Raw genomic sequence first — 26,404 nt, forward strand, 5'->3', positions numbered from 1 at the left:
CTAGCATCAACCCATACCGTTGGCTTGCATCCGCTCGAGCACGCGGCTGATGCGGATGCCTTCGTTCTTCGACACCGGCGGCATGCCCGCGACTTCCACAGCCCGGCCGCCGGCGTGGTGGAGGCCGATTAGCCGGCCGACCCGGTCGAGGACTGGGGCTCCGGAGGATCCGGGCTGCGTGTCGGTGATGTACTTGATGGTGCCGTCGGTCACGTCGCTGATCGTATTACGCACGAAACCCAGCCGTTGCTGTTGCCCGCCAGGGTGCTGCAGGATGAATGCTGTATCGCCCACCTTCGGCGTCTGCGGGTCGTCAAGCGACAATACCGGCCAGCCGGCATTCATGCCTTGTACCGCAACCACAGCCCAGTCGTCGCCCTTTTCGCCGACAATGTTGTCGACCGTGCCCGCGAGCGAGGTGACCGCAAGGCTCGCTCCCGTGGCGTCTACATCGAATCCGAAGTCCGCCTGGACACGAGTCGCCTTCTGGCCCTTGGGGAAAAGCACGTGGTGATTGCTCAGGACGTGGTCGCCGCCGATGCGGAAGCCCGTACCGAAGAACGAGCCAAAGTTGTTCTCGACGCGTAGCAGGCAGATCGCTGGAGCCAGCTCGACCATCTTGGTAAGCGTAGCGATAAGCCCGGGGAGCCTACCGGTAGGCATGGTCAGGTCGTCGTGAAACAGGAGCGCCTCGGGAGCGGTGACGCCGTCATCGAATCCGGGATCATCCTGGCCCACGGGTTCGGCGCTGACCGGAGCCTCGTCACCGCCGAGCAGCGAATCGAGAAAGGGCGCACGCGGATTGTTCGGGAACTGATCTCGCGTCGCCTTGACTGCGGCGCGCACCGTGCCCTGCGCAGCGAGCTTGCCGAGCAGTTCGAACCAGAGGTTGAGGGCGTTGTTCCCAGGCGTGATTTCCAGCGGATCGACACCGAAGGGGGCAACGAACGGCACCGCTTCGCGCTCCGACCGATAGAATCCCGCCATCGCCCGGACGAGTTCCTGCGCGCGCAACTCGTGAATAGGAAATGGAAATTGATCAACGATCGCCATTGTGCCTTGTAACCCCTCCAACCGCCCCGCAGCCACACGGACTATGCCCCGCCCGGCAGCCGCAGTTCCGCGTGCTACGCAGCTGCCTTTTCACGTCATTCGTCGCCGGCGCGCTTTGCACCTGCCTCACATGGCAACTTCCATGCCTCGCCGTTCCTCAAACTGATCGGCCGCAAGCAGCACCGGGTCGAAGCGAGCCGAAGGTAAGCCAACCCGTTGCCGTCGAGTACGCGCGCGACCACAACTGCCAGAAGCGAGAAACGCAATAACTGTTCGAAACGGGCGCTCACAGCAACTTGGATTGAGAGCGTCTCATAGGGTCGTGGTCGACTCAAGTGGAATCTATAATAACGAATCCAAAAGACACGCGCCGAAATAAGAATCACCACATTGACTCCGCATCACTCTAGTGGTCAACGTTCCATCGAACGAAGTTTTGCGCGGAATCTTGAATTTTTTGATCCTTTTTATGTAGATCTCCCTGTGCTTGGAGGGGGTTACCTTCGGCTTTGCGGATCCGTCAGGAAGGAGCGACAAATGCCCAATTCAATCAATCCGACGGTCGAATCCGAGTTCGAAGTGCAAGATCGCAACGAAATGGCCGGCTTTCGCGAGCAACCTTCGGGGCTCGAATCAACTCCACTCGACCGCCCGTGGAGCGACGTCATCTCGCGCAAGGCCTATGATTTCGTCTTGCGCTGGGAGACCGGCGGCCGCGCTTACCATGAGCAAGTCATTAAGGGCCGACCAGTCTGGCCGGAATATTCCTCGGGCATCACAATCGGCTGTGGGTACGACCTGGGCTATCACACGCTGCCACAGTTCCAAGCTGACTGGGGGCGCGTATGCCACAAGCCGAGTTCGAACGGCTAAAACCGTGCATCGGCTTCCCGCCGAGCCAAACCGGTCCGCCAAGGGCACCAAGGCCAAGCACCTGGTTCGCGCACTCAAGGATATCGTGATCGCATGGGACGTGGCAGTCGAGCAGTTTGACCATTCGAAGATGTCCAAGCTCGTCGGCGACCTCTACGGCGCGCTCGACAATCTCGACAAGGTGCACCCGCACAGCCGGGGGCACTTCTGAGTTTGGTATTGTAGCGACAGCATCGGAGGGAGGAGAACGTGGAACGCATAAGCCTTGATGAGCTCAACGCCATGCTCAGCGATCCGGCAATACCGGAAAGCGCCCTTCGCCCTTATCTCATGCTGGATCCGATCGAGAGCCAGGGCTATCGTCCGCAGGTAGTTCCGAACCCGGCCACGGTCGTCTATGCCGAGACCGAGGCAGCAGTCGCGCTGGCTTCGCTTAACGGCGTGTCGCGATGGCGTCGCCAGATGCTCTACCGCCGGAAGATCCAAGGCTGGGCGGGATTGCGAGTCGTCGAAGAAGGCGATTCCTGGTTCCAGTATCCGTTCCTCATTGACGACGTGGTCGACCACCTGTTCGAGCCCTGGGCGATCTATTCGTGCAGCGGCGCCGGCGACCTGCTCAGCGACATGGCCCGGCAGGATGAGGTGGTCGTCGCGGTGCTGGCCGAAAAGCCCGATGTCGTGCTGCTCAGCGGCGGCGGCAACGACCTGCTCGGCGACGGACGGCTAGCGCGCTACCTCAAGCCGCACACGGCAGGGATGAGCGCGGCGGATCATGTGACGGAGGCGTTCGCTGCTCTGTTGGCAACAATCATCGACATCTACCGCGAGATGATCGCCAAGACGATTTCGGCCGGGGCGAAACGCGTCGTCTGCCACAGCTACGACTATGCGATCCCGAATGGCGGGCCGTGGCTGGGTCGGCCGATGATCAAGCTCGGCATCATCGATCGGCCGCTTCAGCGCCAGATCATCCGGATCCTCATTGACCGCTTCCACACTGCCCTGACCGAGATGGTCACCGATTTTGGCGGCGTCGTGGTGGTCGCGGATTGCCGCGGGACCGTTGCCGACAATGAGTGGTTCGATGAATTGCATCCCACGAGCTTCGGCTTCGGCAAGGTGGCCCGGATCATCCGTGCCAAGACTGAAGGCACCCGCATCGAGAGTCTCGAAGGCGTGGCGCCGGAGGCCATCGAAGCCAGCAGGCCGCTGCCGGTGGGCGATGTGGCCGCGGTGGAGGCGCTGCTCAGTGCCGACGAGGCAACGCTCATCGCCGAGATCGGCCGCCGCTCGGAGATCCTCCGCTACGCGCCCGATGCAGCTGACAGCTATACGTTGGGGCTAACTGCCGGGTCGGTTGAGGAATCCTTTGCGTCGTTCTTCAGCGAGGTCGGCGCCAAGGTTTTCGACCGCTGGCACCACGAACTTTACAAGCTGCTGTGCGGCGATGGCGGCGACTCGGCGACGGAACGCGACAAGCTGCGAAGCGCACTGAAACTGGAGCAGGCCGCCCTGATAGGAGCGATCAGTACGGCCCTCATCGCCATATCAGTGCCAGTCTTTATTGCACCGCTCGTCGCCGCAGTGATCGTCAAGAGCGGCATAAGCCCTGCCTGGGAAGTGACGTGCAAGGTCTGGGGAGAGAAGCTGGATGGGCTGGCGCCGACAAAGGCTGCTCCCGTCGGTTCCGCACATTGAGCCTCAGTATGGCCTTCTGTGGGATTAAAGGAACTCAATGCTGTCGCAGAAAAAAATAGACAGACTTGCTGAGACCGTATTGGGTGTTCTTGGTCCGCATCCCAATTTTCGGAACTTTGTTAATACCGTCCGTCCTGGATTCTGGGACGAAATAGTTCCAGTCGATGCTCCGCCAAAGGTCGCCGCAACTGAGGTGCTCAGGATTGCAGGAGAACGCGGCTGGCTTGCCGATTTTTTGAAACCCTTGGTTGAACGATTTCCATCCCGCGGCGAATCTCGGATGCTCGTGCAGAGCTTAAACTTTCAAATATTCCTCCAACTGACTCCCCTCTTCCCAACGGTAGTGACACCACTAGGCGTCGAAAATTTCGCTTATCGATCGGCGTAATCACAGCTATATTTTTTTCTGCAGCAGCTGTTTACATAGAAACCGATTCATCTTGCCGCTTTTCGAATACGTGCCAAAGTTTCACTTTTACTGATTTAAAGCCAAGTGTAATTTTGGGGGCGAGAAACTTGGTTTTTACTTCTAACAGCCAGGCCGTAGACGGCAGAGATATATGGGACTTTCAAGATCACCGGCCCGTGACGGCCGATGATGTGACTCTCGGCGAGGCCGCTGTGGCGGTACGACTTGGACGCGATGATGATATGGCGGTCATAGCTGCTTTTGCGCGGCGCGGAAATCAAATTTGCATAAAGTACTTGGACCTTCGCCTCCGAAATGGAGATGGAATTGAGATTAAGCGAGCTCCGTCGACCCCTGATTTAGAAGCTTTCACAATAAAGTACGGTGACAACCTCGGGGTAGCTGCCATTCGGCGCAAGGACTTCACGTTTCTCTGGGATCCGTCAACCAGCTTGGATAGTAGAGGCTGGCATTTAGCCAAGCCTGTGATCCCAGCTGAGATTGTAGACGGGAAGTGCTCATGAACCTGGCGCGGTCCCGGGCGGCTCGCGTCCCCGAGTTGTCCGTCCGTACGACCAATGCGACGGTGCTCATTTGTCGCGGAGGCTGCTGCACTGACGCCGCTCCTCGAGAGCGAAGCCGCCGCTATTACGCGTGGCTGCCTCGCTGGGCCGACCGTTATCGCTCGCGCGCTTGCCGCGGGCCGCGCGAGCGTCCGGGCCTTGGCCGGGCGCCTCGACAAGCTGCCGGCGACAGAGCTTGCGGAAAGTACGCTGCGGGCCCACGCGGTCGTCACTCCGCCGCCCGAGGTTCCAGCTTTCGCGCATCTGGAACACCCCGCCGAGATCGACTCGATGGCACGAGAGCTCGCAAACGTCCGTTTCATCACAGGCGGCACGCCTGCAGGGGGAATTGGACGACGATCTGCGCCGTGAGGTCGACCACGCCCTCGACGATACCGCAAGGACGATGGACAGGATGCGGTCCGCCTGCGTGAAACCGGCAGCCTTGCTCGTGCCCGGCCAAATACTGTGGACCCTCATCGATCGCGGCGCAGCGAGTAGGAACCTTCCTGCCTTCGCACGCACGTTGTGCGGGGGTCTGTCGCACGAGTTTGCGAGCCGTGCTGAAGCGAAGCCGGGCGTCGTCTTTACCGCCGCTTCGGATACGGCATTTGCTCTTAAAGATGCGAATGAGTTGCTTAAAGTGCCAGTGTTGGAAAATTACCTCAAGAGCGGCGAGGACCTTACTATCACCTTGCGGCCTGCGAGGCCCGTGGGCGGGAGATCAATGCCGCATCGGAAAAGCTGAGCATGCAGGTTGGCGAAATAGCCAGACGATACGAAGTCAAGCGGAACTGGATAGCGGGCGTCGCCATAATCCCGATCGTTAACTTCTTTGTTGCGATTTGGGCCCTGCGTCTCGTCCGACGGCTCAAGCCGCTCGTGGCGAGCGGAGAACCGCATTACGTCCGAGTTGGCGGCCATGTCCGCTGGATGATGCTTGCTGCCTCGTCCCTCTCCATCGTTGCCGGCGTCGCGGTCGTCACCGACCCTATTGTCTCGGCCACCTTGCAAATCGTCGATGAAATTTGGCTTTTGATGGCGGGCATGAGTTATTTTGTAGCCCTTGTTCTGTTCATCGCCAGTTTGAGTGCCGCGTTGCTGCTCAGGCCAGCAGCCACAACACGGTGATATGCCATGGCGGCGAGTTGTCGATCTTCAGGCCGTCTTGGGCAGAGTCGACGTACGTCGGGGCTCCACGCGTTGCTGAAATCGCGCATAATCAACGATGAGCGGCAACCGGCCACGGCGGCCGAAGAGGGTAGATTGGCGCCACGCTCGGCCGCAACCAGATCATCTTTTTCCATGCCAAAATGCTGACGCGTCATTGTGCGCAAATCGCGTTTTTTCACTGCGAGCTTGCTCGCCGTACTTTCCTTGCACACGTTTTGAACGACCGCGCTATCCATTTGGCGTCGATTGCTCCAATTGCACTTCGCTGCAACTCCGTTGATCATCCCTGGGATGGCTGGCGGTGAGCAAAGAAATTGAACACGCTCTTCCTACTCATGGCGCAAAGGGACGCGTGATTGTCCCCGCCGAGACCGTATGCAAGGATTATTTTTCCCACCTGACGCTCACCAAGTTCTTACGCAAAGTGAGCATTGGAGAAATTGAGCTGCCGCTAACCCGAGCAGAAAGAAGCCAGAAGAGTGCCAAAGGCGTTCATCTTCAGGACCTAGCTTCATACCTCGATAGGCGCCGCGAAATCGCACTGTCTGAAATGCTCGCCTTCCGTGGTAGCTAGCGGTCCATGGCCTTTTCGCTTGGAGTTCAGCAGTACCGGATGACTGGGTGCTCCCTCCGCCATTCGTGGCTCTTCCCCCTAAAATACGCGCGATATTGCCCAAGCACTCCCGACAAGTACAACAACAGTACAACTTAGAGGAATCTATGCCGCTTAGTTGTTGAATATGCGTTGCTTTTCGTCGCGTTTGTCCAGTCCATCATTGAACCGACGTGGATCTCACGGCCGCGTCGCCGATTTCTCGCCATTGTTTCCATTCGCGCGATCGAACCGCTGCAGACATTGCCATTCTCCGGGGATTAGCCAAGATCGGATCATGCCGCCTTCTGATCTGTGGCGCGATAGAGTCCGTAGCCGACCTTGATGAGCAGGCCCTCATCGCACATCCGGGTCAGGTAACAGCGGGGAATGCCAATGTCCGTGAGATCGCACGTTCGTACCACTCCTCGTTCTTGGGCCAACGCGACCGCGCGCGCTCTCAGCGACGGTCGCGGACCTCCGGCAAGGCGCAGTGCCTCCGCACGATCCCGGTCACGTTTACGCATAGTCGGCAGCTTTGGCGTAGAAGGGAGTAGTGGAATCGGCAACTCGTAGTTCGCATCTTCGCCGACCCCGGCGAGCCTATGCGATAGCAACAAGAAAGGGTTCGCTCTTCCCAATCAGGACGTTTCCACGTTTCCGGACGACGAACGCTTCAGCCACGTGAACGCCACGGTATTGCAGTTTTTCCCATCGGTCCCCGCGGGTGCTTGAGCGGTAGAAATCTCCCCGCATCGCATTGTGAGCCTTGGCGACCCGGTCAGTATTTGTGATCCTCCACTGCACATCATACTCTTCGCCAATCAATGGCAGTCCATTAGACGTCGTGGCTCGAAACTGAATCCAGCGGCCTGCCGGCAGCACGTCCAGAGCGGCTACGTCTCCCAACTTGTTGTACCCTTCGGATACATATAGCTCTGCCTTGATCGTCACGGACATAGACGGGGTGTCGGCGACTTGCCATATCGGTCTGACCATATGAGGCAAGCGCCTGATGCTCTTCGGGACAATTATTGGTCCGAAGCGTTGAAGGAGCGCAATCATATCGCCGGAAGTGTCTGAGAGCACCCCAAACACTTGGCGCGCGGTAGCGATGGCCGATTTCCCGACCTCTACCGCCTCCTCGAGAACCTCATCCTTCGCGAATTGCTCGCCGAAAACCCGCCGCCACTTGCCGATACTTTCACTTCGATCGGTCTCGTCGAATGCATCATCGATCCAACCCCTGTATCGGTGGATGACGTTTCGCAAATTGTCGTACTGATCGTCCGTGAGATCGGCAGCAAAATCTTCGCCATGTAGGCACGGATTGTTCACCGCCGGCTTGACCTCGCGGGCTTGAAGCCAATCGTCCAGGCGGCCAAAAATCGTCTTCAACGCCGTAGGCGTGTCTGCGACGTGCGTCGAGTTCTGGTCAAGCGCGGAAATGCGCTCGCCGAGCAGAGTGGTCAACATAATTGATGTGCATTTGAAGGTGCTTTTGATATCGCGCAGATATTTGATCAGACGCGTGACCTTTCGGAAGCTATTGCTCCCCGACCAGGAATTTCGCTGAATTAGCCATGAAGTGTACGCTTCCGGTGCTGAGTTCTCGAACTCGCCGGTGTCCCTGTTGCAAACTTCGATACTGCCCGCATAGGCGCGGCCGAGCACGCATGGTGCGACATCAATCTTCTTGTCATTCGCGTACGTGATTGTGACGCAGTGAGACCAGCGTCTCACCTTCTCGCCATAAGTCGAGCTCGATTTGAATTCCCGATACAACTCGTCGATATATTTCGTCGTCTCCCAGCCCTGTACCGGCGCCACCATCACCAGCAGGTCGGCGTCGAACTCCCCTGCGTCGACAGGCTTGATGATCGTTTTGTGAGCCCAAGATCCCTGCCCGACCCATCTGATGATCTTCGGTTCCCAGTCGCTTGCCCTGACAAAACTCTTGATGGCATCGATACTCGTCTCAAGGCTGTCGACGCGCGTCGAATTGAGATTGACCTCATCTTTGAGGAAATCTTTGAAAAGGTCGACGTGCTTCATGCAGCGGCCGGCGCGTTCTGCGCAATTTGGCGAAGATTCGCCATGTACTCGGCCCAGAGACGATTTAGACGTACCTCGGAAAACTCGTAGGCGAAGGGCACACTTTCCGGAGCGGTCTCAACGGCAACATTGTATTCACCCATCAATAGAAGGACGTCAGTCGGCGGAAAACCATTTTGGCGGGCAAGTTGCAGGCGCATCCGCACCGTCTCAATGTCTCTCGCTGCGGCGCGGTGGCTTAAGAAAGCCCCCAGCACATCGGACGACATAGCGAACACCAAAAGTGCCAAGAATACTCGCAAGATCGTCAACGTCGTCGCGTGGCTGATAAATGGCAGGGCAGCGAATGCTATTGCAGCAAATGCGATTGCAAATATGATCAAAATGCCAAGCATCGCGAACGAACTCATTCGCTGCATGTGCGCGCTGTAGAACGCCGATTCCTCTATCATTTCCCCAAGTCGGGCTGAACCGACGGGGTACTGACTTCCATAATAGTCGCCCTTTTCGTAGGTCTTGGCTGTCTCTTCACTGACCGTCATCGCTCGCCTGAAAGCCAGCGTCGCACCAGGGGAGAGGTCACCTCCAAGACCTCCAATCAAAAGGGCTGCACGGCGTGCTGTTTGTGCTGCAGTTCTGGCGCGTTGATAGATGACGAAAGCTACCCACCAGAGAACAAGCAGCAAAGCGCTGGCAATCGCCAGCACGTATATCCAAAGATCGTCAGTCACCAAGACGGAAGCTGCGGCCGGAATGGCGACCGCAAGCTGGAGAATGAAGAGTACAACTCTTCGTTTCGCGGATTTCGCGAACTCGGCACGTTGGTAACCAACCAATGTTTCGGGCTTAATAGACAACGTACCCTCCGAACGACATTATTGCGCAGCCCACTGGCAGCGCCGAACGGAATAGTAGATCATGAGTCGGGGCGCGAACGCTATGCCGGTGAGATTCTACTAACCTTTTAGGGCAAGCCAGCCATTTTGAGCCCGATCGCGGCCACCGAGTCCCACGCGGCAATCCTCGACCAGCCGGCGCCTGACTGCCTTTCGACATACTTTAAGCGGCGCAGGGCTCGAGATTCCACAATTCGAGCAAACGGGCCAACCCGACTCGACTCTTCGACAGTCTGCGCGCATCGTCGCGCATTAAGGGGAGAAGGACATGACCGAAGACAAGAAGGACTCGCCGCCGCCGCCGCCGCGGGAACCGCCTCCCCCGCCGCCAGATTGGGGCGGGAAAAAGAGTGAAACGGAACCTCTCAAATACCGCTGAGGATCATACGAATAGCGCCAATCGCGATTCCGGCGATTGGCGCAGCGATGCCTAGTCTTTTTGCCCACGAAAGCGCACTCGCGCCCCGTTTGTTCGTGGCTCGGTTCATGTCCTGCACAGCCTTAGTTTGCTGAAGATAGGTGCGAAGCACGAGCTCCTCACTCACCAACTCATCAGTGGTCCATTGCCAAAATTCCGCTGCCCGCCCAGGTAGTCCCATGTCTGATGGAACCATGGCCCGCAGGCAGAACCAGCATGCCATAGCGAGCACGAGCGCTATGGCAGCGGTCGAGGGCCCCGCAAAATGTAACAACGGATCTACACCGAGAAGCCCGGATGCTGCAGCGACTGCCGTGGCTACTCCTACGGTAACGTACACCCGAAACAACGCCATAGCTTGCCGGTCTGTAAAAATGATTAGGTTGATCAGTGCGGTATCGCGAGCTCGAGCATCGTCCAAGATTGTTTTCAGGTCCACTTTCATCGAACTCTCCCAGGCCAGAGGCGTGCATCCTGTTCCTATTCGTGACGAGGGCAAGAGGGCGCGGCCGAAACCTCACCGTTTCTCCTCTCATTCCGCCGCTTCTAGCCCCTCGTTGCGGCCCACTAAGCCGCATGGATCGCCGAGGTCGAAACAGTCGACGTCCTGTCCCTCAGGCGCACGCGTGCGCAACGCGAGCTTCTCCTCGACGGCCGCATCTACGACTAATCGGGGCACCTGATGCACCCCGCGGCGCCCGCAGTGGGCATGCCTACCCTAGCGACCGCGACTCCCTGGGCGTGTTCGTCATCGGCGTGCCGGTTGGCGACATTGTTGGAGTTGGCGTAGACGGACGAGACACCGACCTGCTGTCACGCCGCGTACCGGCGGTAGCAAAAGAACGCCTCTTCGATGGTGGGTCTCGCGATGTAGCGGTCTCCCGCTACCAGCCTACCTAAAGTGTTGAATCACAGTAAAACGCGGACCTATGGTAGGCGCCCTGTCCGAAAAAATCTTCAATGATTTTCAGGACCTAGCCTGCTACCGTTGTGACGCCAACGAACGTGTTGCGACGCTTCGCAGACGACAAACTGCGCCTCGAGAGACGTGATTTGCGAGAATTGGCTGAAGCCTCCACCTGCGGACCACATTCGGTCCCGATTCCGAGGCGCAATAGACGCGGATTTTCGAATGGCGCGCCCATGTCGCACGCCAAGCCCTCAACGCTCGGCGGCTTATGCCCGAGTTATCCAGCTAAATTAAGCAGTCTCATCGGGCGGGCGCTCTGGATTCGCCGACGCCAATCCGCGTGTGCGTACGCGGATCGTCTGACAGATACGATCAGCGAGAGAAGCGAGCGCGCCCTGCACAGTGCGTGCCCCAAGAACGGATTGGAGGGTAACGGCCTGTGTTGCAAACCTATGTTTGAAGGCCTCTCCGCCACAGAGGAAATCGACCAATCCCAAGCCGTGATCAAACGACCACTGTATATACTCCGTAATCAGGACCGCACCCGGCGACGCTCGGCTAAAATCAGGGTCGTAGGTGGTAACGAATGCCATCATGACGTTGTGCTGGACGATGTTGATGGAAACCGCGACCATCGCACCATTGCATTCAAGTACGAAAATGCGCAGCACACCGGCGCGTGACAGCGCGTCCACCAGGGCGGCAAGAACCGGCTCGCCCTCTTCGAAAAGGTCGGATTCACGCGTGTGCTTTTCCAGCCATCTGCGCTTCAGCGCCGACAGTCGCTCCAGCAATCGCTGCAGCGGCTCGTCGGCCGACAGGAGGCGGAATTTCACTTCGCCTGTTTCTTCCAGTATCTTGATGCCGCGCCGATAGTTCTGGCGCATCTTTTTCGGCTGGTCCGCCAGCCATGCTGCTCCGCTGGCCCACTGTCCAGCGACGCGATAACTGACTTCCTCCCGGTGATTGGCGCGAAGCTTGACGCCGCTGGAAGAGCCCGGTGTAAAAATCCTGCGGGCTGCCGCATCCGGCGACAGACGATTGATAAAAGCAAGATCGAAGCCACCCGCCGAACAGATCCGGTTCCAGAGGTTCTGGAGGGCCGATAGGGAGCATTCCGGCGCGACAAGAATATCACCATAGTCCGTATAGCTATTGGCGGCCCATTCGAGGAGCCGAAGTCCTTTTCGTCTGCCGATCGCCAGGGGAATGACAGCGACCAGCCTGTCATCGCTCCATACCAGGCCGATCCGCAGCGAGCGCCGGTCGCGGTCGCGCACGGTGCTCCACCATGCCGAAACCCAGGCATGGCTCTGAAAGATCAGTGCATCGGTACGATGCCATAGGTCTACCCATTCGGTTTCGATGGCGGCCAGGCGATCCGTCGAACTGACGATTTCCAGTCGCTCCGCACGAACAGCGTCAATCGAAGCCATTTTGTTCATGGTTGGAGACGGTCCTGCGGCCGCGCGACATCGATGCGCTTTTGAAAAAGTCGCACGATATGGTTTGCCATTTTCTTGAGCGGCAGCACGTAAAGTCCAAAAAGCGACTGATAGTCGCGTACGTCGCGATCTATCAGTCCAAACTTGAGGTCTTCGTCCGGATCCGGGATGAACTGCGTTCCGAATATGCGATCCCAGAATGAAAAAAGCAGCCCGAAATTCTTGTCGTAGTGGCGAGGGTCGACACTGTGATGCACCTGGTGCCAGTGCGGACACAAGATGACGCCGTTCAACCGGCCGAAGGAAATCTTCAGATGCGTGTGGCGAACAAAGTCCATCATGAGAATGTTGCGAATGACATAGACGTTGATGCCAAATATGGCGATCTCGACCGGATTAAGCGCAATCAGGCTCCACAAGCCGAAACTGATCCCCGGTATGACGCCGTCCCAGATCCGGTTCATCAGATCGTCCAGGGGGTGAACCCGGTCCTTGGTGATCCCAACCATCACTTCGGCCGAATGATGCACCTTGTGCAATTCCCACAGGAACGGAAAACGGTGCTGGGCAACGTGATATAGGTAGTAGGAGATATCGTAAGCAACGAGCATGGTTGCGGTGAAGAGGATGATCGTCACTGGGCCGGCGGGGCCGGGTATCAGCGGTTGCGAGATGCTGAAGAGCCAGCCGACTGCCTGGTTTGTTGCATATCCCGTGGCGGCAACGAAGGTGACACCGGCGGGAATGAGCAGGAAGGGCATCACCAGCCTTTTCGTGATCCAGAACAATGCGTCCGCTCGCGCCGATGGGTGCATGATGACTTCCGCGGGAAAGGCGAAGTCGAAAAAGTCCCGGAAGGATTTCTGTTCGACCGTTCGCCAGTAGGCGACCACCGCGCTCCCCAGCGCCGTGAGCAACAGGAGACCGAGTGTCAGCAGATTGATGTGTGAGAGTTTTTCCACGATCACTCTGGCGAATTCCGAAAACATCGATGCAGTGGCTCCTAGGTGGTGAAATGGTGATCCGGCTCGTCGCGAAGCACATATTGCCAGGCCCATCATATGCTGCCCGCAACTGTGTATCGGGATGCGACTGGCAGAACAATCATGGCCAAATTAGCAGATCAACGGTGTCAAAACCGCTAAATATCTGAACGTAATTAATGTCGAACGCTGCGCCTGCAACCTGCCCGTTATCGGGTCTGCGGCGGACTTGGCGCGAGCCGGATGACTACTCCCTTTTCGCCTACTTGGCCACGCCATGCGAGGCGTTCGGCTGGCTGCCTTGCACCAAAACGCGGCGAAACCCAGCCGCCTTGGCCCGGTGTGTCGCCGCCGGAACGGATGTCGATCGCTGCGTCTGGAAAGTGGATAGTCATCAAAGGTTCAGCGCCGCGCAATATCGTGACAATGTTTCCATCCCTGTTGGCGTGGAGGTCGGCGGCGAGTTGGAAGACGATCTCAGCGACGCGGCTGCCGCCGAGCAGTTGGTCGGTCACGAGGATGCCGTCGCCATCGCGTGTCACGGCGCGTTGATGCACAACGCCGAAGCGGCCTTTGTACCCGTCATGTCGGGCACACAGCCTCCAGTGCGGCCCCGGCTCGCTCTCCACCAATGTCGCAACCGCCTTGTGCGACCAGTTGAACGCCCCGGAGATGATGCTTTGGCTTTTACCCTCTAGGTTCAGCGTGTTGTGCGCCGGCGTCGAGCGGAACCAGTCGCGCCAGCCTCCCCCCGAACCATAGAGCCATGTGCCGGGGTCGACCAGCACCGGATCGCCGTCAATGCACAGGGTGAGCGACAGCGCGTCGGCATGACCGTGCGCCGCTATCGAAAGGTAGCCCAGCGGGCCGTGGTCGTATGTCAGATGGACGTTGCGACCATTCATCTCGCCGCGCCAGACGGAGAGCCCGCCTTGCGTGAACGTATGCAATCCATCCGGCACCGGCGCCGGCCGCGGTGGCGCGCCGAAGAAAAGCGCGCGAAAATCGCCGGGCTCCGGTGCCCTGCCCGGCATCCGTAGAAAACCATGGATGGCGGCCGCGACCGATCCGACATAATCGGTTTCGCCCCCCAGCGTGATCACGCGGCCTTCATCATTGTCGCCGAAGCCGCTGGCTTTCGGCGGGAGCCAGCGTGCGAAATTGGCGAAAGCGGCCAAACGCGCTTCGACGGGCTGGGGAAAAGGCAGTCCGGCCTGGCGCGCCGCCGCAGCGCACAGCAGGAAAAGCTCGGCACTGAAGGCGGCGTAGGTCGGGGTCTGCTCGGCCCCGGCGCCATCGGCCAGGATCTGTTTGAGCACCTCAGCCAGGAGCGACTCGCGAGCCACCTCGGCCCCGAAAGCCAGACCGATCAGATATTCGCCAGCCAGTTCCGCGACGAGATGGTTGTTGGCGGACGAAAAACGGGAGGGAAACCGCGGCAGCCAATAGGCGCTTGCCGCCAGTATTTCACCGACTTTTTCTCGTGTCGCCGCGCCAAGCCGGTCGCCGACGAGGTCGAGCGTGACAATCAGGCTGATGGCTCGTAGCGCGACCTCGATGCCCGAGGCCCAGCCAACGCCCCGAAATGGTGGGTTGGCGAAATGCCAGCTCTCGATCGCCGCCTCGATGGCCGCACGGGATTGATCGTCGCCGGCGAGGAGCAGATGGGCAGCCAGTGGCGGCAGTTGCTGCAGCCGGTTCATTTCCCAGACATATTTTACATCGCCACGGTCGGTGGCATGGCGAAAATCGATATCGAAAGTATGGGTCTCGGGGCCCGGCCAAAGCCGGCCGGTCACCGGATCAAGACGCCAGAGCTCGGGGGGAAAGAGAGTATAGGGGTCTCGCTGTGGCCAGGTCTGCCCAAGGGCTGAAAACTGGCCCCGAAGAGTGTTTTGCGCAGCCGCCTCGATAGCTTGCCGCTGGGCTGGTGTCGCAGCGGCCGGCACAGCATTCCGCAATCCGTGCAGCACCGGGTGCAACTGCGGCGACGCATAGCGCTGCCAGCCGTTGTCGCGGCGGCGCGAAACGGTCCTCCGGCGCTGCTCGTCCAACCGATGCAATATCTCGGCCAACTCCATGCTGCGCAATCGGTTGAAATACCACCCGACCCTCATCCGCGCTCCGCCAAGATTTTGATCCTCATACACCATCCCGTCGAAAAAGCGTGTGGCGGCATCCTCTTTTCCGTTCCCGCGGTTAATATCTTCGGCCATGACGCGGAGTTTTGCGATGAGAAAAGTTGTCTACGTCATAGCGTGCGCGCTTGGCATGGCTATGTCAGCCGAGGCGGCGCCGATCCCGCTTGAGCGCGGCGTCGGCGTCCATGAATGGCTCAACTGGTCGCCGGTGGAGAAAGATGGTTCCTACAAATGGCCGCCCTATCGCAGCGAGAAGGAATGGCTTGCGGGCGGCAGGCCGCTCACCGATTGGCCGGACGGCGACCAGTTTGATCGCATTCGATCCATGGGCTTCGACTTTGTCCGGCTGAGTGTCGACCCTGGCCCTCTGCTTGCCAGCGAGGGCGCCAAACGACAACAGGCGCTGGACATGCTTGCCGCTGCGGTGCAGCGGGTCGTTTCAAGCGGGCTCAAGGTGGTTTTCGATCTGCATGGCGTCAGCCAGGTTCCGGCTTACAGCATGGAAATGATCTATGGCGGGGCCGACAGCGAGGGTGTTGCCCGCTATCGCAAAATGGTAGTGGCGGTGGCTGCCATGCTGATCAAAATTGGCGCCGACAAGGTCGCCCTCGAGCCCTATAACGAGCCCGCCTACTACCCTTGCGATTCAAGCGGCAGCGATGACTGGCAGCGGATCATGGCAGGCACGGTTCGCGATATTCGCGGCGTCAGCAGCGAACTCACCATCGTCGCGACCGGCGCCTGCGGCGGGAGCACCGCCGGACTGGTCAACCTGGACCCCAACTTCGACGACCCCAACGTCTATTACAGCTTCCACATGTATGATCCGCACAGCTTCACGCACCAGCGGGCCGATGACAAGAACGCTTTCTCCTCCGGCCTTCCCTGGCCTGCCGACGCCAGCACGCCCGAAGTGGTCGCCGAAACCCTCAAGGCGCAGATGGACGCCGCCGGCTTGAGCCAGATCGAAGAGGTGATGAACATGGCCTCGGCGCGTGAAACGATCGCCCGATACTTTGAGCAGAATTGGGGGCAGAGCCAGCTCGAAGCGGGTTTCCGTCAGGCGGTCGACTGGGCTGAAGCCCATGGCATAGCGAGCCGACGCCTGTTCGTGGGCGAATTCGGCGTTATCGTGATGTCTGCGGATGGCCGCATGGGAGCTTTCGATGCTGATCGCCTGCGCTATCTCATGGCAGTGCGCAGAGAGGCGGAACGTTTCGCGATGCCGTGGTCGGCCTGGGAATTCTCCAATCCTTACGGAATGAGTGTTATCCAACCCAAGGGGCCTGCGAACCCGGACCGGGAGATGTTGCGGGCACTAGGCCTGCGATAACTCGTCATCGGGTCAGGATCGGTTCGAGCGGTCTGCCTGGTTGCTGGCGATCAATCGCGTGGAAACCCAAGGACTGTCGTCTCCAGTTGCAGCCGAGAGGGCCTGATCGAACCAAATCAGGCTCAGTTTTAAAATCACTCCACCGAGCAGCTATTTAATATATTCGCTGTAGATTGGTGTCCTCGATCATACGCAAACAAGGGAAAGAGGGCCAAGGGAAAGAATGTGCGGAATTGCCGGCTGGATTGGGCGCAGGGTCGAGAAGCCACAAGATCGGGCCGTCGGGATGTCGAATGCCTTGCAGCATCGTGGTCCCGATGCCGAAGGCATCGAACTCTTGGACCTGAATACAGGCGAGGACCAGTTGGCATTGGTGCATCGCCGCCTGGCGATTATTGACTTAAACGCCGATTCAAATCAGCCGATGCAGACCGAGGACGGACGGCTCCGGATTATTTTCAACGGCGAAATATACAACTACATCGAGCTGCGTGAGGAGTTGATCGGTCTCGGTCACCGTTTTCGCACACGCTCCGACACGGAAGTGCTGCTCAGGGCTTATGACCAGTGGCGCCTGGCCATGTTCGACCGATTGAGCGGGATGTTCGCTTTTGCGCTGTGGGACGCTCAACGGCGCGAATTGATCCTCGCTCGCGACCCCTTTGGAAAAAAACCCCTTTACCTCATGCAAGGCAGAAATTTGCTGTCGTTTGCCTCGGAGATCAGCGCGTTGTTGTCTGCGCAGCCAGATGGCCAGCAGCTCGATCTGGATGGAGTGCGCGAGTATCTGACCTGGCGTTACGTGCCTGGACCGCGGACGCTTTTCAAACAGATCCGTAAGCTCAACCCGGGAAGCTACGCTGTGTGGTCGCAAGGGGAAGTAACGGAAACGCGCTATTATGCGCCCCCGGATCAGACCGATCTGACAGCGGATATCGATCCAGGAACCGCCAAGCGACGATTTCTGGAATTGCTCGACCGTTCTGTCGAGATCAGGATGCGCAGTGATGCGCCGTTTGGCGCCTTTCTATCCGGAGGGCTCGACTCGTCGGCAATCGTTGCCCTGATGACCAGGCACAGCGACAACCCGATTCGTACGTTTTCGGTCGGTTTCAGCGAACAGGCTTACAGCGAGCTTCCATTCGCCCGGCGCGTCGCCGATCATTTCAAGACCGATCATTGCGAAATCGTCATCCAGGCGGATGACCTGATGAATCATCTGCCTAAGATGGTCCGCCATCGGGGGGCACCTGTTTCACAAAGTACGGACATTCCAATTTACCTGATGTCGGTTCGAGCCTCGCGGGACGTCAAGATGGTGCTTACGGGCGAAGGGGCGGACGAGATTCTCGGCGGCTACCCCAAACATCGCGCAGAGTCTCTGGCGGGTGTCTACCGGTCACTTGTTCCAGCGTCGCTTCACAACAATCTCCTCGCCCCTTTGATGCGCGCATTGCCCGGCGCATCGGCCAAGTTCGACATATTTGCCCGAAGCGCGGGTGAACGGGACTTTGCAACCCGGATGATCTCCTGGTTTGGAGCCATGACGGCGCGGGAACGCGATTCGCTCCTCGGTGGGTTGGCCACTTGCGGCCATGACCGCAACGATTTCCCGTTCTCTTCGAGTGTGACGGAATCCCATCTGCGCCGTGTGTTGTTTTTTGATCAGACATCGTGGTTGCCCGACAACCTCTTGGAACGGGGCGACCGGATGATGATGGCCGGTTCAATCGAGGGGCGAATGCCATTCCTTGATCGCGATCTGGTTTCCTTCGTCAGCCAGCTGCCCGATCGTTACAGGCTCGGTCTCCTGGGCAGCAAACAGATCCTGCGCGACTGCATGGCCGGCATGGTTCCCGACGAGGCCCTCAACCGGCCAAAGATCGGCTTCAAGGTGCCCGTCGCCGAATGGTTCCGCGGGTCGATGAGCGATTATGTACGAGACCATCTGTGTTCGTCCCATTCGGTCATCCGTAGCTATTTGAGCGCCAAGAAGCTGGACCAGATTGTCACGGAGCACGCCGAGCGCGCCGCGGACCACGAAAAACTGATATGGGCGCTTTTGAACCTGGAGATATTCCACCGCGAATTCGCGCTTGGCCCGCCGCAGTGACGACAATGAAGGACAGCGTCAGCGCTTGACCGATCGCGCCTCGGACGCGACCGATCTCCAGACATCGCAGATCGCGTCGACAAACGGTGCAAGCTCAAGCCTTTCCCGGTGCACCGCCATGGCGGCGGCGCCAAGCCGCGCGCGCAGCGCCGTATCCTCGACCAGCCGAGTTAACGCCTCGGTCAACGCCGCCACATCGCCGGGCGGCACCAACAGACCGGATTGTTCGTGGGTGATGATGTCCTCGACCGCGCCAACCGGGGTGGCCACGACAGCCAGGCCGGCCGCCATGCCTTCGATCACCGACATTGGCAGATTTTCGGCGAACGAGGGGAGCACCAGAATATCGGCCGAAGCGATCAGTGATGCGACCTCGTCAGGTCCCACCCAGCCCGGAAAAGCAATACGGTCGGCAATCCCTAGAGCGACCGACCTCGCTCGTGCCGGCTCGACCTCACCATCGCCGGCGATCGTGGCACGCCAACCCCTGAGATGTTTCATCCGCTCCAGCGCCTCGCCCAACTGCGGCACGCCCTTTCGCTCGCCGATGCGGCCGAGGAACAGGATGTGCACGTGATCGCCTCCGCCGACATGCGCCAGGGAAGGAACTGCCGTGGCGTTGGGAACGATGACAATATTGCCGTCGTTCGCCGGTGCCCGGCTGGCGACGAAATCGCGCCAAAGCCCCCCCAGGACAATCACCCGGCCGGCATGCTCGAACAGAGCCCTGATACGGCGGCTCATGAAACTATGATCATCTTTCCAGAATGTCTGATACTGCGCCCCATGCAGATGAAGGACATATGGTATCGACAACAGCCTGGCGCAGGCGGCGATCATCATCTTGCGATAGGTGCTGCCGGAGACCGATATATTGATGTGAATGACGTCGGCGCGTCTGTCGAGGCGGGCCGCAAGCATCCGCGCGCAAAAACCAAGCATGTAGAAGATCGAAAGCCCGACATGTCCCGGGCCACGGCTGGAAAGCAAGCGCAGATCGATGTCGGCGATCTCTTGCCGTTCGAACTCCTGCTTCAGCGCCCCCATGATCCGGTCGATGCCGCCTTGTCCCGAAACGCCCGAGGGCGTTGCGACCAGGACATGTATTTTTCTATTGTGGGCGAGACGCTGCAACATGACACCATTTGGATTGCGGATGCCGGGTGACCGTAAAGCAAAGGTTCCAAAAAAGATTTACGACAAATCTTTTGGTTCAAACTGTATCCGTTCACCCTTTGCCGTCATCATGCTGGAATTCCCGTCGGTCAACGATTAATCGACGGCAAATTTTCCGGGAACAACCCTTTGCTGCTCCGTTCCACACTCATCTATGGCCCAGCTATTCTGCTGACGCGGGTTTCCGCTCTGCTCCTGCTGGTCGTCATGACGCGGCTGATCGACCAGACCGAGTATGGCCTGCTGACCCTGGTGGTCACCGTGGGCGAAATGACGGATGTTGCCGTTACCAACTGGCTGCGCATTGCCTTGCTGCGGCTTGGCGGAAAAGGCGACGTCAGCCGTGGCAGCCTGATGCTTGCCGGACAGGTATTACTTGTCACCACGGTGCTGGCCCTGATCATATCCGTGATCGCCTCGGCGGTGATCGTGCCGGAGCGCTGGATCGAATTTGCAATCGCCGTCTGCAGCTATCTGATTGCTGGCTCCATCAGCCGGTTCGCGTTGACGGTGCTGCAAATGCAGCAGCGTCATTCCCTCTATTCGATGCTTGAATATCTGCGCGGCCTGCTGCAACTCGCCTTGCCGATCGCCGCCATCCTTATCTTCCAACGCTCGTTTCTGACGGTATCGCTCGGCTCGAGCCTCGCCGTGCTGATTGCCGGCATCGTGGCGTGCGTGGTGGCATCCGGGCGCGTTATTGGCGGCCCGCCGCGCTTCACCCACAAGGAGTTTTTTGCCCTCGGCGTGCCCCTGGTCATCATGGCGCTGGTCGGTTTCGGTCTCAACAGCGCTGAACGCGTCTTCCTCAAGCTCTACTACGATGCCGGCGCGGTGGCCGTCTTCGCAGCCGCCTACGCATTGGCTCGGCAGCCGATCGATATGGTCGCCAACGCAATCAACATGGGCGCATTTCCAGAAGTGATCAGCCGCTTCGACGAAGAGGGATCCGAGGCGTCCGGGCGGTTGTTGTCGCAACTCATGGCCTTGATGATACGCCTTTGCCTGCCGGTCGCAGCAATGCTTATCGCGCTCAGCGGCGACATCACGCGACTCCTGCTGCCCGCGGAATATCATGGTCGCTTCGGCCTGCTGTTCCCGATCATCGCCTTCAGCGTTCTTTGTGCCAATCTCACAAGCTTCGTTTATGGCGTCGTGGTGCACGCACATAAGCGGCCGTGGTTGCTGATCATCGCCAATTCCTTCGGCTCGGTGGCAACGATTTCACTGTCTTTTCTGTTGATTCCCACCATGGCGGAGGTTGGCGCGGCGTTGGCGTTGGCGGGCGGATCGCTGGCAGGTCTTGCAGCCTGCATCGTCATCGCCGAGAGGCTCACGCCGGTGCCGGTGCCCTGGCGCGACATCGCTGTCTCGGTCATCATTTCTATCTGCACCGGACTGGCCGCCAGCCTTGCCAGCACTGCGCTGGGCAATATGCCGGCGATCTTTCCGCTCGCGGCGGGCGGTGTCGCCGGCGCTGCGGCTTTCCTGGGACTGACCTGGTTGTTTCACCCCGCGGCCGTGACGCAGTTCATCGGCAAGCTAAGGGCACGGCTCCGGATCGCATAAATCCCGCGCAATGAGGCATGCTTGTCTGAAAGTCGCGAGCCTACGGATTGACGTTTCGGCGTCCCCGGCGAGACCAGAACTCACGCCACAGCAGCAGTGCATAGGCGGTGTTGGTATCGTAGTAGCGGCGCCACAAGCGTCGCGGCTCCTGTGCCACGCGAAACAGCCACTCCAAGCCCGCCGCCTGAACCAGTTTCGGTGCCCGGGCGACCTTTCCACCATAGACGTCGAAGCTGCCGCCCACGCCCATGACGAAGCTCGGAGCGAGTACGTCGCGATAGCGCTTGAGAAAGCGCTCCTTGCTCGGCGTCGGCATCGCCACAAACAGGCAGTCGGCACCTGAAGCGTTGATGGCCTCGACGATCGCGGCCTCTTCCTCCGCCTTGAAATACCCATTGCGCCGGCCGGCAATGGCCAGGCTCGGATGATCTCTGGCAAGTCGGCTTTCAACTGCGTCGAGAATGTGCTGTTCAGCGCCCAGAAGGTAGGGGCGATAGCCACGCTTGGCGCACAGCGCAAGCAGGTTGATCATGACGTCGACGCCGGTCACACGCTCCGGCAACTCGACGCCGCAGAGCCGCGCGCCCCAAAGCACGCCTTTGCCGTCGACATTGACCATATCCGCCCCGACGACATCCTCGCGCAGTTCGGCATTCTTGCGCATGTTCACAAGCTTGGCGACGTTCACGACAACATGATGAAGCGGTCGCCGCGTCGCCATCGCCTCGTCTGCGATGGCCAGCGTCTCGGCCATGGTCAGCGCATGGATGGTCGCACCGAGAAACTCGCGGCGGCGTGATGCCAATAGGGAGTGTTGCGCCCATGCCGGGTCATGCGAGTTCATGCCGCTTCTCCGGTGCGAGCGAGAGACTGCGAGCGTTCCGTTTCGGATTTCTTGCCTTCGATGCGGGCGTCGGGCTTGCGCGCCTTGCGCCAGGTCCACAGGCCCCGTGTGTCGACGAGCTTCTTGTCCTTGAGCGCTTCGGGATCGATCAGATTGAATTGTCGATGGTCGACCAGCAGGACGACGATATCGGATTGGTCAATAGCGGAAAGTGCATCGGTGAACATGACGCCGCTGCCCTCGAGCTCGTGTGGCAACTGACGCGCATTGGGCTCGGCAGCGACGATCTTGATATTGGGAATCTTGGACAGAAGCTTAACAACCTCGACAGCCGGGCTCTCGCGCATATCGTCGATATTGGGTTTGAAGCTGAGGCCAAGACAGGCGATCGTCTGCTTGCGGGTCGGGTCGAGCAATGCCTCGATGTCCCTGACCACCGACAAGGGTCGCTCGGAATTGATGCGCCGTGCCGAACTGATCAGCCGCGTATTGTTCGGTGCGGCGTCGATGATAAAATACGGATCGATCGCAATGCAGTGGCCGCCCACGCCCGGGCTCGGCTGCAGGATGTTCACGCGAGGATGCCGGTTGGCGAGATCGATTACCTCCCAGACGTTGAGCGACAGATCCTGGCACACCGCCGCAAGCTCATTGGCGAAGGCGATATTGACATCGCGGAACGCATTTTCAGTCAGCTTAACCAGTTCCGCGCTTTCGGCCTGGGTTATGAACAGGTCGCCGGCGACGAAGCTTGAATAGAGTGCCGCTGTCCGCTCCGAAGACTTTCGGGACAGTCCGCCGATCGAGCGATCATTGTTGATCAGCTCGGTCAGCACCTTTCCCGGCAGCACGCGCTCGGGAGAGTAGGCGACCAGGACGTCAGCTTCCTCGCCATGCGCAACGGGAAATTTGAGATCGGGTCGCAGTTCCGCGAGCAGCGCTGTCATGACACGCGTCGTACCGACCGGCGATGTTGATTCCAGCACCACCAGGTCGTCCCGTTTTAGCACCGGAGCGATGCTTCGCGCTGCCGCAAGCACGTAGCTGACATCCGGCTTGCGGTCCGGGGTGATCGGAGTTGGAACGGCGATAATATAGGCATCGGCCGGCTGAGGCGTGCTGAATGCCTTGAGCTTGCCATTGGCGACAACTTTCTGGATCAAACCATCCAGGTCCGGTTCGATGATGTGGATTTCGCCGCGGTTGACCTTCGCGACCACCGCCTCGTTGATATCGACACCGATGACATCGAGTCCGCGGCTGGCAAAAATGGCACAGGTCGGCAGGCCGATATAGCCCATGCCGATAACAGAAACGGTTTTGATTTCAGCCATGATTCAGCAATTCCTCAACGATCCGGCTCGCAGCTTGGCCATTGCCGTATGGATTGTGCCTCTCCGCCATGCCGCGATAGACGCTCTCATCATCGAGCAGGCTATTGGCATTGGCCAGAATTTTTTCGATATCGGTGCCGACCAGCCGGGCAGTACCAGCGGCGATCCCTTCGGGTCGCTCCGTGTTTTCCCGCATCACCAGCACCGGCTTGCCGAGTGAAGGCGCCTCTTCCTGCACGCCGCCGCTGTCGGTCAACACCAGGTAGCTCTGTTTCTGCAGGTACAGGAACGGCAAATAGTCCTGCGGGTCGATCAGGTGGATGTTCGGCACCGTCCCGATTTCGGCCTCGACCACGGAGCGCACATTCGGGTTGGGATGGACCGGGTAGATGATCTGCACATCCCTGCGCGCCGACAATGCCTTCAGCGCGGTGCAGATTCTCTGGATGCCGCCATCGAAATTCTCACGGCGATGACCGGTGACGAGTATCATTTTCTTGGTCGGATCGATGAAGGGGAAACGAGCGGCGAGCTTGGCGTTCATCAACTTGTCGGCATCGATCTCGCTGGAGAAATGCAGCAGCGTGTCGATCACGGTATTGCCGGTTACGAAGATGGTGTTCGCAGCCTTTCCTTCGGCGATGAGATTGTCGCGCGCCTCGGTGGTCGGCGCAAAATGCCAGGTGGCGATGTTGCCGGCAATCTTGCGGTTCAGTTCCTCCGGAAAGGGAGAGTTGATGTTGTGGCTGCGCAATCCCGCCTCGATATGGGCAACCGGAATGCGCTTGTAGAAGGCAGCTAGAGCCGCGGTCATCGCGGTGGTTGTGTCGCCCTGGACGATGACGATGTCCGGCTTCGCCTTCTCCAGCACCCCCGCCATTCCGAGGAGCACGCGCGAGGTCACGTCGAACAACGTCTGACCTGGCTGCATGATGTTGAGATCGTAGTGCACCGGCAGGCCCGTCAGTTCGATGACCTGATTGACCATCTCGCGATGCTGGCCCGTCACACATATTTCCGTGGTGAAGCCTGGATGGGCGAGCGCGGCCCGCGCCACCGGAAAACATTTGAGCGCCTCCGGCCTCGTGCCGAACACGATCAGCAGTTTTCGCCTTGAGGGCAAGTTCGGATGTGAAACGGCGTTCATGGTTGACCCTGGTCACCGAAAGCGTGGGCGCCCGGCTGACATGTGCTTTCAGCCTAACAATAGCGCCCTGAACCGCCTTCGTATTCAAAAAAATTAACGTATGATTAACGCTAGAGTCCGCAGCCCCCCTTGGGCAACCCTTGCCAGGAACTGTGGGGAAAGATACCAGAGCAAAGCCATTTTTTGCTTTAACGAGAATAACTTGGGTTGACTAATATTTTAATCATCGGCCACGCCGTCGCATCCCGGCGCTGGGAAAATGAGCTTTTCATGCGGTTGGGTGCGGCAGGTTATGTGGTCTCGAGTTGCCACGCGCCGGCGCCGGCGCCAACCGCTCGGGGGCTGGACACTGTCTTGGCGATCGAGAGCCGGCGTTTCGGTCCCTCGCTGGCGGGCCGGTCCGAGCCGTTGCCGCCCATCGATCGCGGCCCTCCGGACCTCGTCATAGATCTCACTGCCAGCGCAACGGGGCAAGACGCGCCAGTCCTGAGGCTCGAATTTTGCGGTCGCAACAGCTTTCCAGCCGGCGTTGCCGCAATGTTGGCGAGCGGACAATTGCCTGAACTTGGCGCTCGCCTCGATGGCGTTGTCGTGGCCCAGGCTAGACCGATGCTGGCAGACAGGCTCTGGCTATCTCGAAGCTGCAACGACCTGCTCGCCGGCGCCATGTCGCTGATCATGCAAACCGTCGCCCGCTTCTTTGCGGGCAAGCTTGTGCCGGTAAGCGACAACCCGGTGCCGATCCTGAAGAACGACAGTTTTGTTCGACACTATGTGCCCTTTTTCGGCAGGGCTTTGATCGATCGCGCCGTGCAAAAAATCAGGCGGGGACGACGCCCCTTCTATTGGCAGGTTGCCTATCGGGTGATCGACGGACCAGGCATCGCCGAAACCGGGCAACTCGACGGCAAACCGTTCACAGTCCTGCCGGACGATGGCCAACGCTTCTATGCCGACCCGTTCGTCTTCGAGGCCGACCGCCGCCATCATCTGTTTGTCGAGGAATTCCCCTACGCGACGAGTCGCGGCGTGATTTCCGTCGCCGAGCTCGGTGACGATGGCACTTTCGGTGTTCCAAGGGTTGTATTGGAGGAAGCGCACCACCTGTCTTATCCGCAGGTGTTCGCACACGATGGCGAGATTTTCATGATCCCCGAAAGTGGTTCGGCTCGCGAACTTGTGCTCTATCGCGCCGCGCAGTTTCCCGACCGCTGGGTCCGCGACACGGTGCTGATGGCGGACAGGGATTTCAACGACGCGACGCTGCTCGAATCCGACGGTCGCTTCTGGCTGGTTGGAACGGAGCGGTTCGGCTACGGCAGCGCGTCGGACACGATGGCGGTCTATTGCGCACCCTCGCTGCGCGGGCCATGGGTCGCCCATCCGCTCAATCCCATTGCCGTCGATCATTCGGCCACCCGGCCGGGCGGCGCCTTTATCCGCCACGACGATGCCCTGGTGCTGCCGGTGCAGAACGGATCGAGGGCCTATGGCGGTGGTCTGGGGCTGATGCGGCTTGAGCGACTCGACGCGTCCGATGTCCGTTTTGCCTCGCCCCGGCCGATCGGCGCGGGTCCGGCATGGGCACGCACGGGCATTCATACGCTTAACCGCGCCGGCAATGTCGAGGTCGTGGACAGCGCGGGCTGACTGAAGCGCTGAAAGCCGTGACCGTCCCG

23 protein-coding genes are annotated in these 26,404 nt (G+C 59.4%); 11 read left to right on the forward strand and 12 right to left on the reverse strand.

The genetic code is table 11. From position 1 onward, the window contains the following. Positions 1-6 precede the first annotated feature (6 nt). Positions 7-1,053, reverse strand: a complete 1,047-nt coding sequence (locus tag NKJ88_RS01415) for a trypsin-like peptidase domain-containing protein (protein ID WP_352443433.1) — start codon at positions 1,051-1,053, stop codon at positions 7-9. A 537-nt stretch (positions 1,054-1,590) separates the two neighbouring features. On the opposite strand from NKJ88_RS01415, the gene NKJ88_RS01420 reads away from it, so the two are divergent. From NKJ88_RS01420 to NKJ88_RS01450, 7 genes are all read left to right on the forward strand, one after another. Further along, the gene (locus NKJ88_RS01420; protein WP_352443434.1) at positions 1,591-1,926 is read left to right on the forward strand and encodes a lysozyme family protein; all 336 of its coding nucleotides are present in this window, start codon (positions 1,591-1,593) and stop codon (positions 1,924-1,926) included. A gap of 4 nt (positions 1,927-1,930) precedes the next feature. Then, positions 1,931-2,137 (forward strand): lysozyme family protein, encoded by a 207-nt coding sequence (locus tag NKJ88_RS01425; protein ID WP_352443435.1) that lies wholly within the window; start codon positions 1,931-1,933, stop codon positions 2,135-2,137. A gap of 38 nt (positions 2,138-2,175) precedes the next feature. Continuing rightward, the gene (locus tag NKJ88_RS01430; protein ID WP_352443436.1) at positions 2,176-3,624 is read left to right on the forward strand and encodes a GDSL-type esterase/lipase family protein; all 1,449 of its coding nucleotides are present in this window, start codon (positions 2,176-2,178) and stop codon (positions 3,622-3,624) included. A gap of 37 nt (positions 3,625-3,661) precedes the next feature. Further along, the gene (locus NKJ88_RS01435) at positions 3,662-4,012 is read left to right on the forward strand and encodes a hypothetical protein (RefSeq protein ID WP_352443437.1); all 351 of its coding nucleotides are present in this window, start codon (positions 3,662-3,664) and stop codon (positions 4,010-4,012) included. 933 nt (positions 4,013-4,945) lie between these two features. After that, complete coding sequence (locus NKJ88_RS01440) at positions 4,946-5,344, forward strand: hypothetical protein (RefSeq protein WP_352443438.1); 399 nt, start codon at positions 4,946-4,948, stop codon at positions 5,342-5,344. A gap of 2 nt (positions 5,345-5,346) precedes the next feature. Then, complete coding sequence (locus tag NKJ88_RS01445; RefSeq protein WP_352443439.1) at positions 5,347-5,727, forward strand: hypothetical protein; 381 nt, start codon at positions 5,347-5,349, stop codon at positions 5,725-5,727. 343 nt (positions 5,728-6,070) lie between these two features. Continuing rightward, a complete protein-coding gene (locus tag NKJ88_RS01450; protein WP_502904717.1) occupies positions 6,071-6,343 on the forward strand; it encodes a pyocin activator PrtN family protein in 273 nt (90 codons plus the stop codon). A gap of 314 nt (positions 6,344-6,657) precedes the next feature. On the opposite strand, the gene NKJ88_RS01455 is transcribed toward NKJ88_RS01450, so the two are convergent. From NKJ88_RS01455 to NKJ88_RS01485, 7 genes are all read right to left on the reverse strand, one after another. Further along, positions 6,658-6,888, reverse strand: a complete 231-nt coding sequence (locus NKJ88_RS01455; protein ID WP_352443440.1) for a type IV toxin-antitoxin system AbiEi family antitoxin domain-containing protein — start codon at positions 6,886-6,888, stop codon at positions 6,658-6,660. 76 nt (positions 6,889-6,964) lie between these two features. Beyond that, positions 6,965-8,416 carry an SMODS domain-containing nucleotidyltransferase gene (locus tag NKJ88_RS01460; protein WP_352443441.1) on the reverse strand — a complete coding sequence of 484 codons (1,452 nt, stop codon included), beginning with the start codon at positions 8,414-8,416 and terminating at the stop codon, positions 6,965-6,967. Next, positions 8,413-9,273, reverse strand: a complete 861-nt coding sequence (locus tag NKJ88_RS01465) for a hypothetical protein (protein WP_352443442.1) — start codon at positions 9,271-9,273, stop codon at positions 8,413-8,415. Before NKJ88_RS01465 ends, NKJ88_RS01460 begins: the two co-directional genes overlap by 4 nt. Before the next feature lie 404 nt (positions 9,274-9,677). Further along, entirely contained in the window at positions 9,678-10,175 is a 498-nt protein-coding gene (locus tag NKJ88_RS01470; RefSeq protein WP_352443443.1) for a hypothetical protein, read from the reverse strand. Positions 10,176-10,930: 755 nt separating this feature from the next. Continuing rightward, entirely contained in the window at positions 10,931-12,085 is a 1,155-nt protein-coding gene (locus tag NKJ88_RS01475) for a GNAT family N-acetyltransferase (RefSeq protein ID WP_352443444.1), read from the reverse strand. Next, the gene (locus NKJ88_RS01480; RefSeq protein WP_023691685.1) at positions 12,082-13,074 is read right to left on the reverse strand and encodes a sterol desaturase family protein; all 993 of its coding nucleotides are present in this window, start codon (positions 13,072-13,074) and stop codon (positions 12,082-12,084) included. The genes NKJ88_RS01475 and NKJ88_RS01480 overlap by 4 nt, the downstream gene beginning before the upstream one ends. A 203-nt stretch (positions 13,075-13,277) precedes the next feature. Next, the gene (locus NKJ88_RS01485; protein WP_352443445.1) at positions 13,278-15,284 is read right to left on the reverse strand and encodes a heparinase II/III family protein; all 2,007 of its coding nucleotides are present in this window, start codon (positions 15,282-15,284) and stop codon (positions 13,278-13,280) included. Positions 15,285-15,300: 16 nt separating this feature from the next. Here NKJ88_RS01485 and NKJ88_RS01490 point away from each other — a divergent pair, with 16 nt between their 5' ends. Both NKJ88_RS01490 and asnB read left to right on the forward strand, forming a co-directional pair. Beyond that, positions 15,301-16,542, forward strand: coding sequence for a glycoside hydrolase family 5 protein (locus NKJ88_RS01490; protein ID WP_352443446.1), 1,242 nt, complete (start codon positions 15,301-15,303; stop codon positions 16,540-16,542). Positions 16,543-16,765: 223 nt separating this feature from the next. Continuing rightward, positions 16,766-18,655 carry an asparagine synthase (glutamine-hydrolyzing) gene (gene asnB, locus NKJ88_RS01495; protein WP_352443447.1) on the forward strand — a complete coding sequence of 630 codons (1,890 nt, stop codon included), beginning with the start codon at positions 16,766-16,768 and terminating at the stop codon, positions 18,653-18,655. A gap of 18 nt (positions 18,656-18,673) precedes the next feature. Here the strand turns inward: asnB and NKJ88_RS01500 are convergent, their stop codons facing one another. Further along, the gene (locus NKJ88_RS01500; protein WP_352443448.1) at positions 18,674-19,792 is read right to left on the reverse strand and encodes a glycosyltransferase family 4 protein; all 1,119 of its coding nucleotides are present in this window, start codon (positions 19,790-19,792) and stop codon (positions 18,674-18,676) included. Between the two features lie 168 nt (positions 19,793-19,960). Between NKJ88_RS01500 and NKJ88_RS01505 the strand changes: the two genes are divergently transcribed. Then, positions 19,961-21,400 (forward strand): lipopolysaccharide biosynthesis protein, encoded by a 1,440-nt coding sequence (locus NKJ88_RS01505; RefSeq protein WP_352443449.1) that lies wholly within the window; start codon positions 19,961-19,963, stop codon positions 21,398-21,400. A 40-nt stretch (positions 21,401-21,440) separates the two neighbouring features. Here the strand turns inward: NKJ88_RS01505 and NKJ88_RS01510 are convergent, their stop codons facing one another. Genes NKJ88_RS01510 through wecB form a run of 3 tightly spaced genes read right to left on the reverse strand, consistent with a single transcriptional unit; the run spans position 21,441 to position 24,725 of the window. Further along, a complete protein-coding gene (locus NKJ88_RS01510; RefSeq protein WP_023725122.1) occupies positions 21,441-22,244 on the reverse strand; it encodes a WecB/TagA/CpsF family glycosyltransferase in 804 nt (267 codons plus the stop codon). Further along, positions 22,241-23,578 carry a UDP-N-acetyl-D-mannosamine dehydrogenase gene (gene wecC / locus NKJ88_RS01515; protein WP_352443450.1) on the reverse strand — a complete coding sequence of 446 codons (1,338 nt, stop codon included), beginning with the start codon at positions 23,576-23,578 and terminating at the stop codon, positions 22,241-22,243. The genes NKJ88_RS01510 and wecC overlap by 4 nt, the downstream gene beginning before the upstream one ends. Continuing rightward, positions 23,571-24,725, reverse strand: a complete 1,155-nt coding sequence (wecB, locus tag NKJ88_RS01520; RefSeq protein WP_023737705.1) for a non-hydrolyzing UDP-N-acetylglucosamine 2-epimerase — start codon at positions 24,723-24,725, stop codon at positions 23,571-23,573. Before wecB ends, wecC begins: the two co-directional genes overlap by 8 nt. A 609-nt stretch (positions 24,726-25,334) precedes the next feature. Here wecB and NKJ88_RS01525 point away from each other — a divergent pair. Further along, positions 25,335-26,375: a glucosamine inositolphosphorylceramide transferase family protein gene (locus NKJ88_RS01525; protein ID WP_023686303.1), complete on the forward strand. Its 1,041-nt coding sequence runs from the start codon at positions 25,335-25,337 to the stop codon at positions 26,373-26,375. The last annotated feature ends 29 nt before the right edge of the window (positions 26,376-26,404 follow it).

The organism is Mesorhizobium sp. M0016 (assembly GCF_040324035.1).
In the GTDB taxonomy this organism is placed as follows: Bacteria; Pseudomonadota; Alphaproteobacteria; order Rhizobiales; family Rhizobiaceae; genus Mesorhizobium.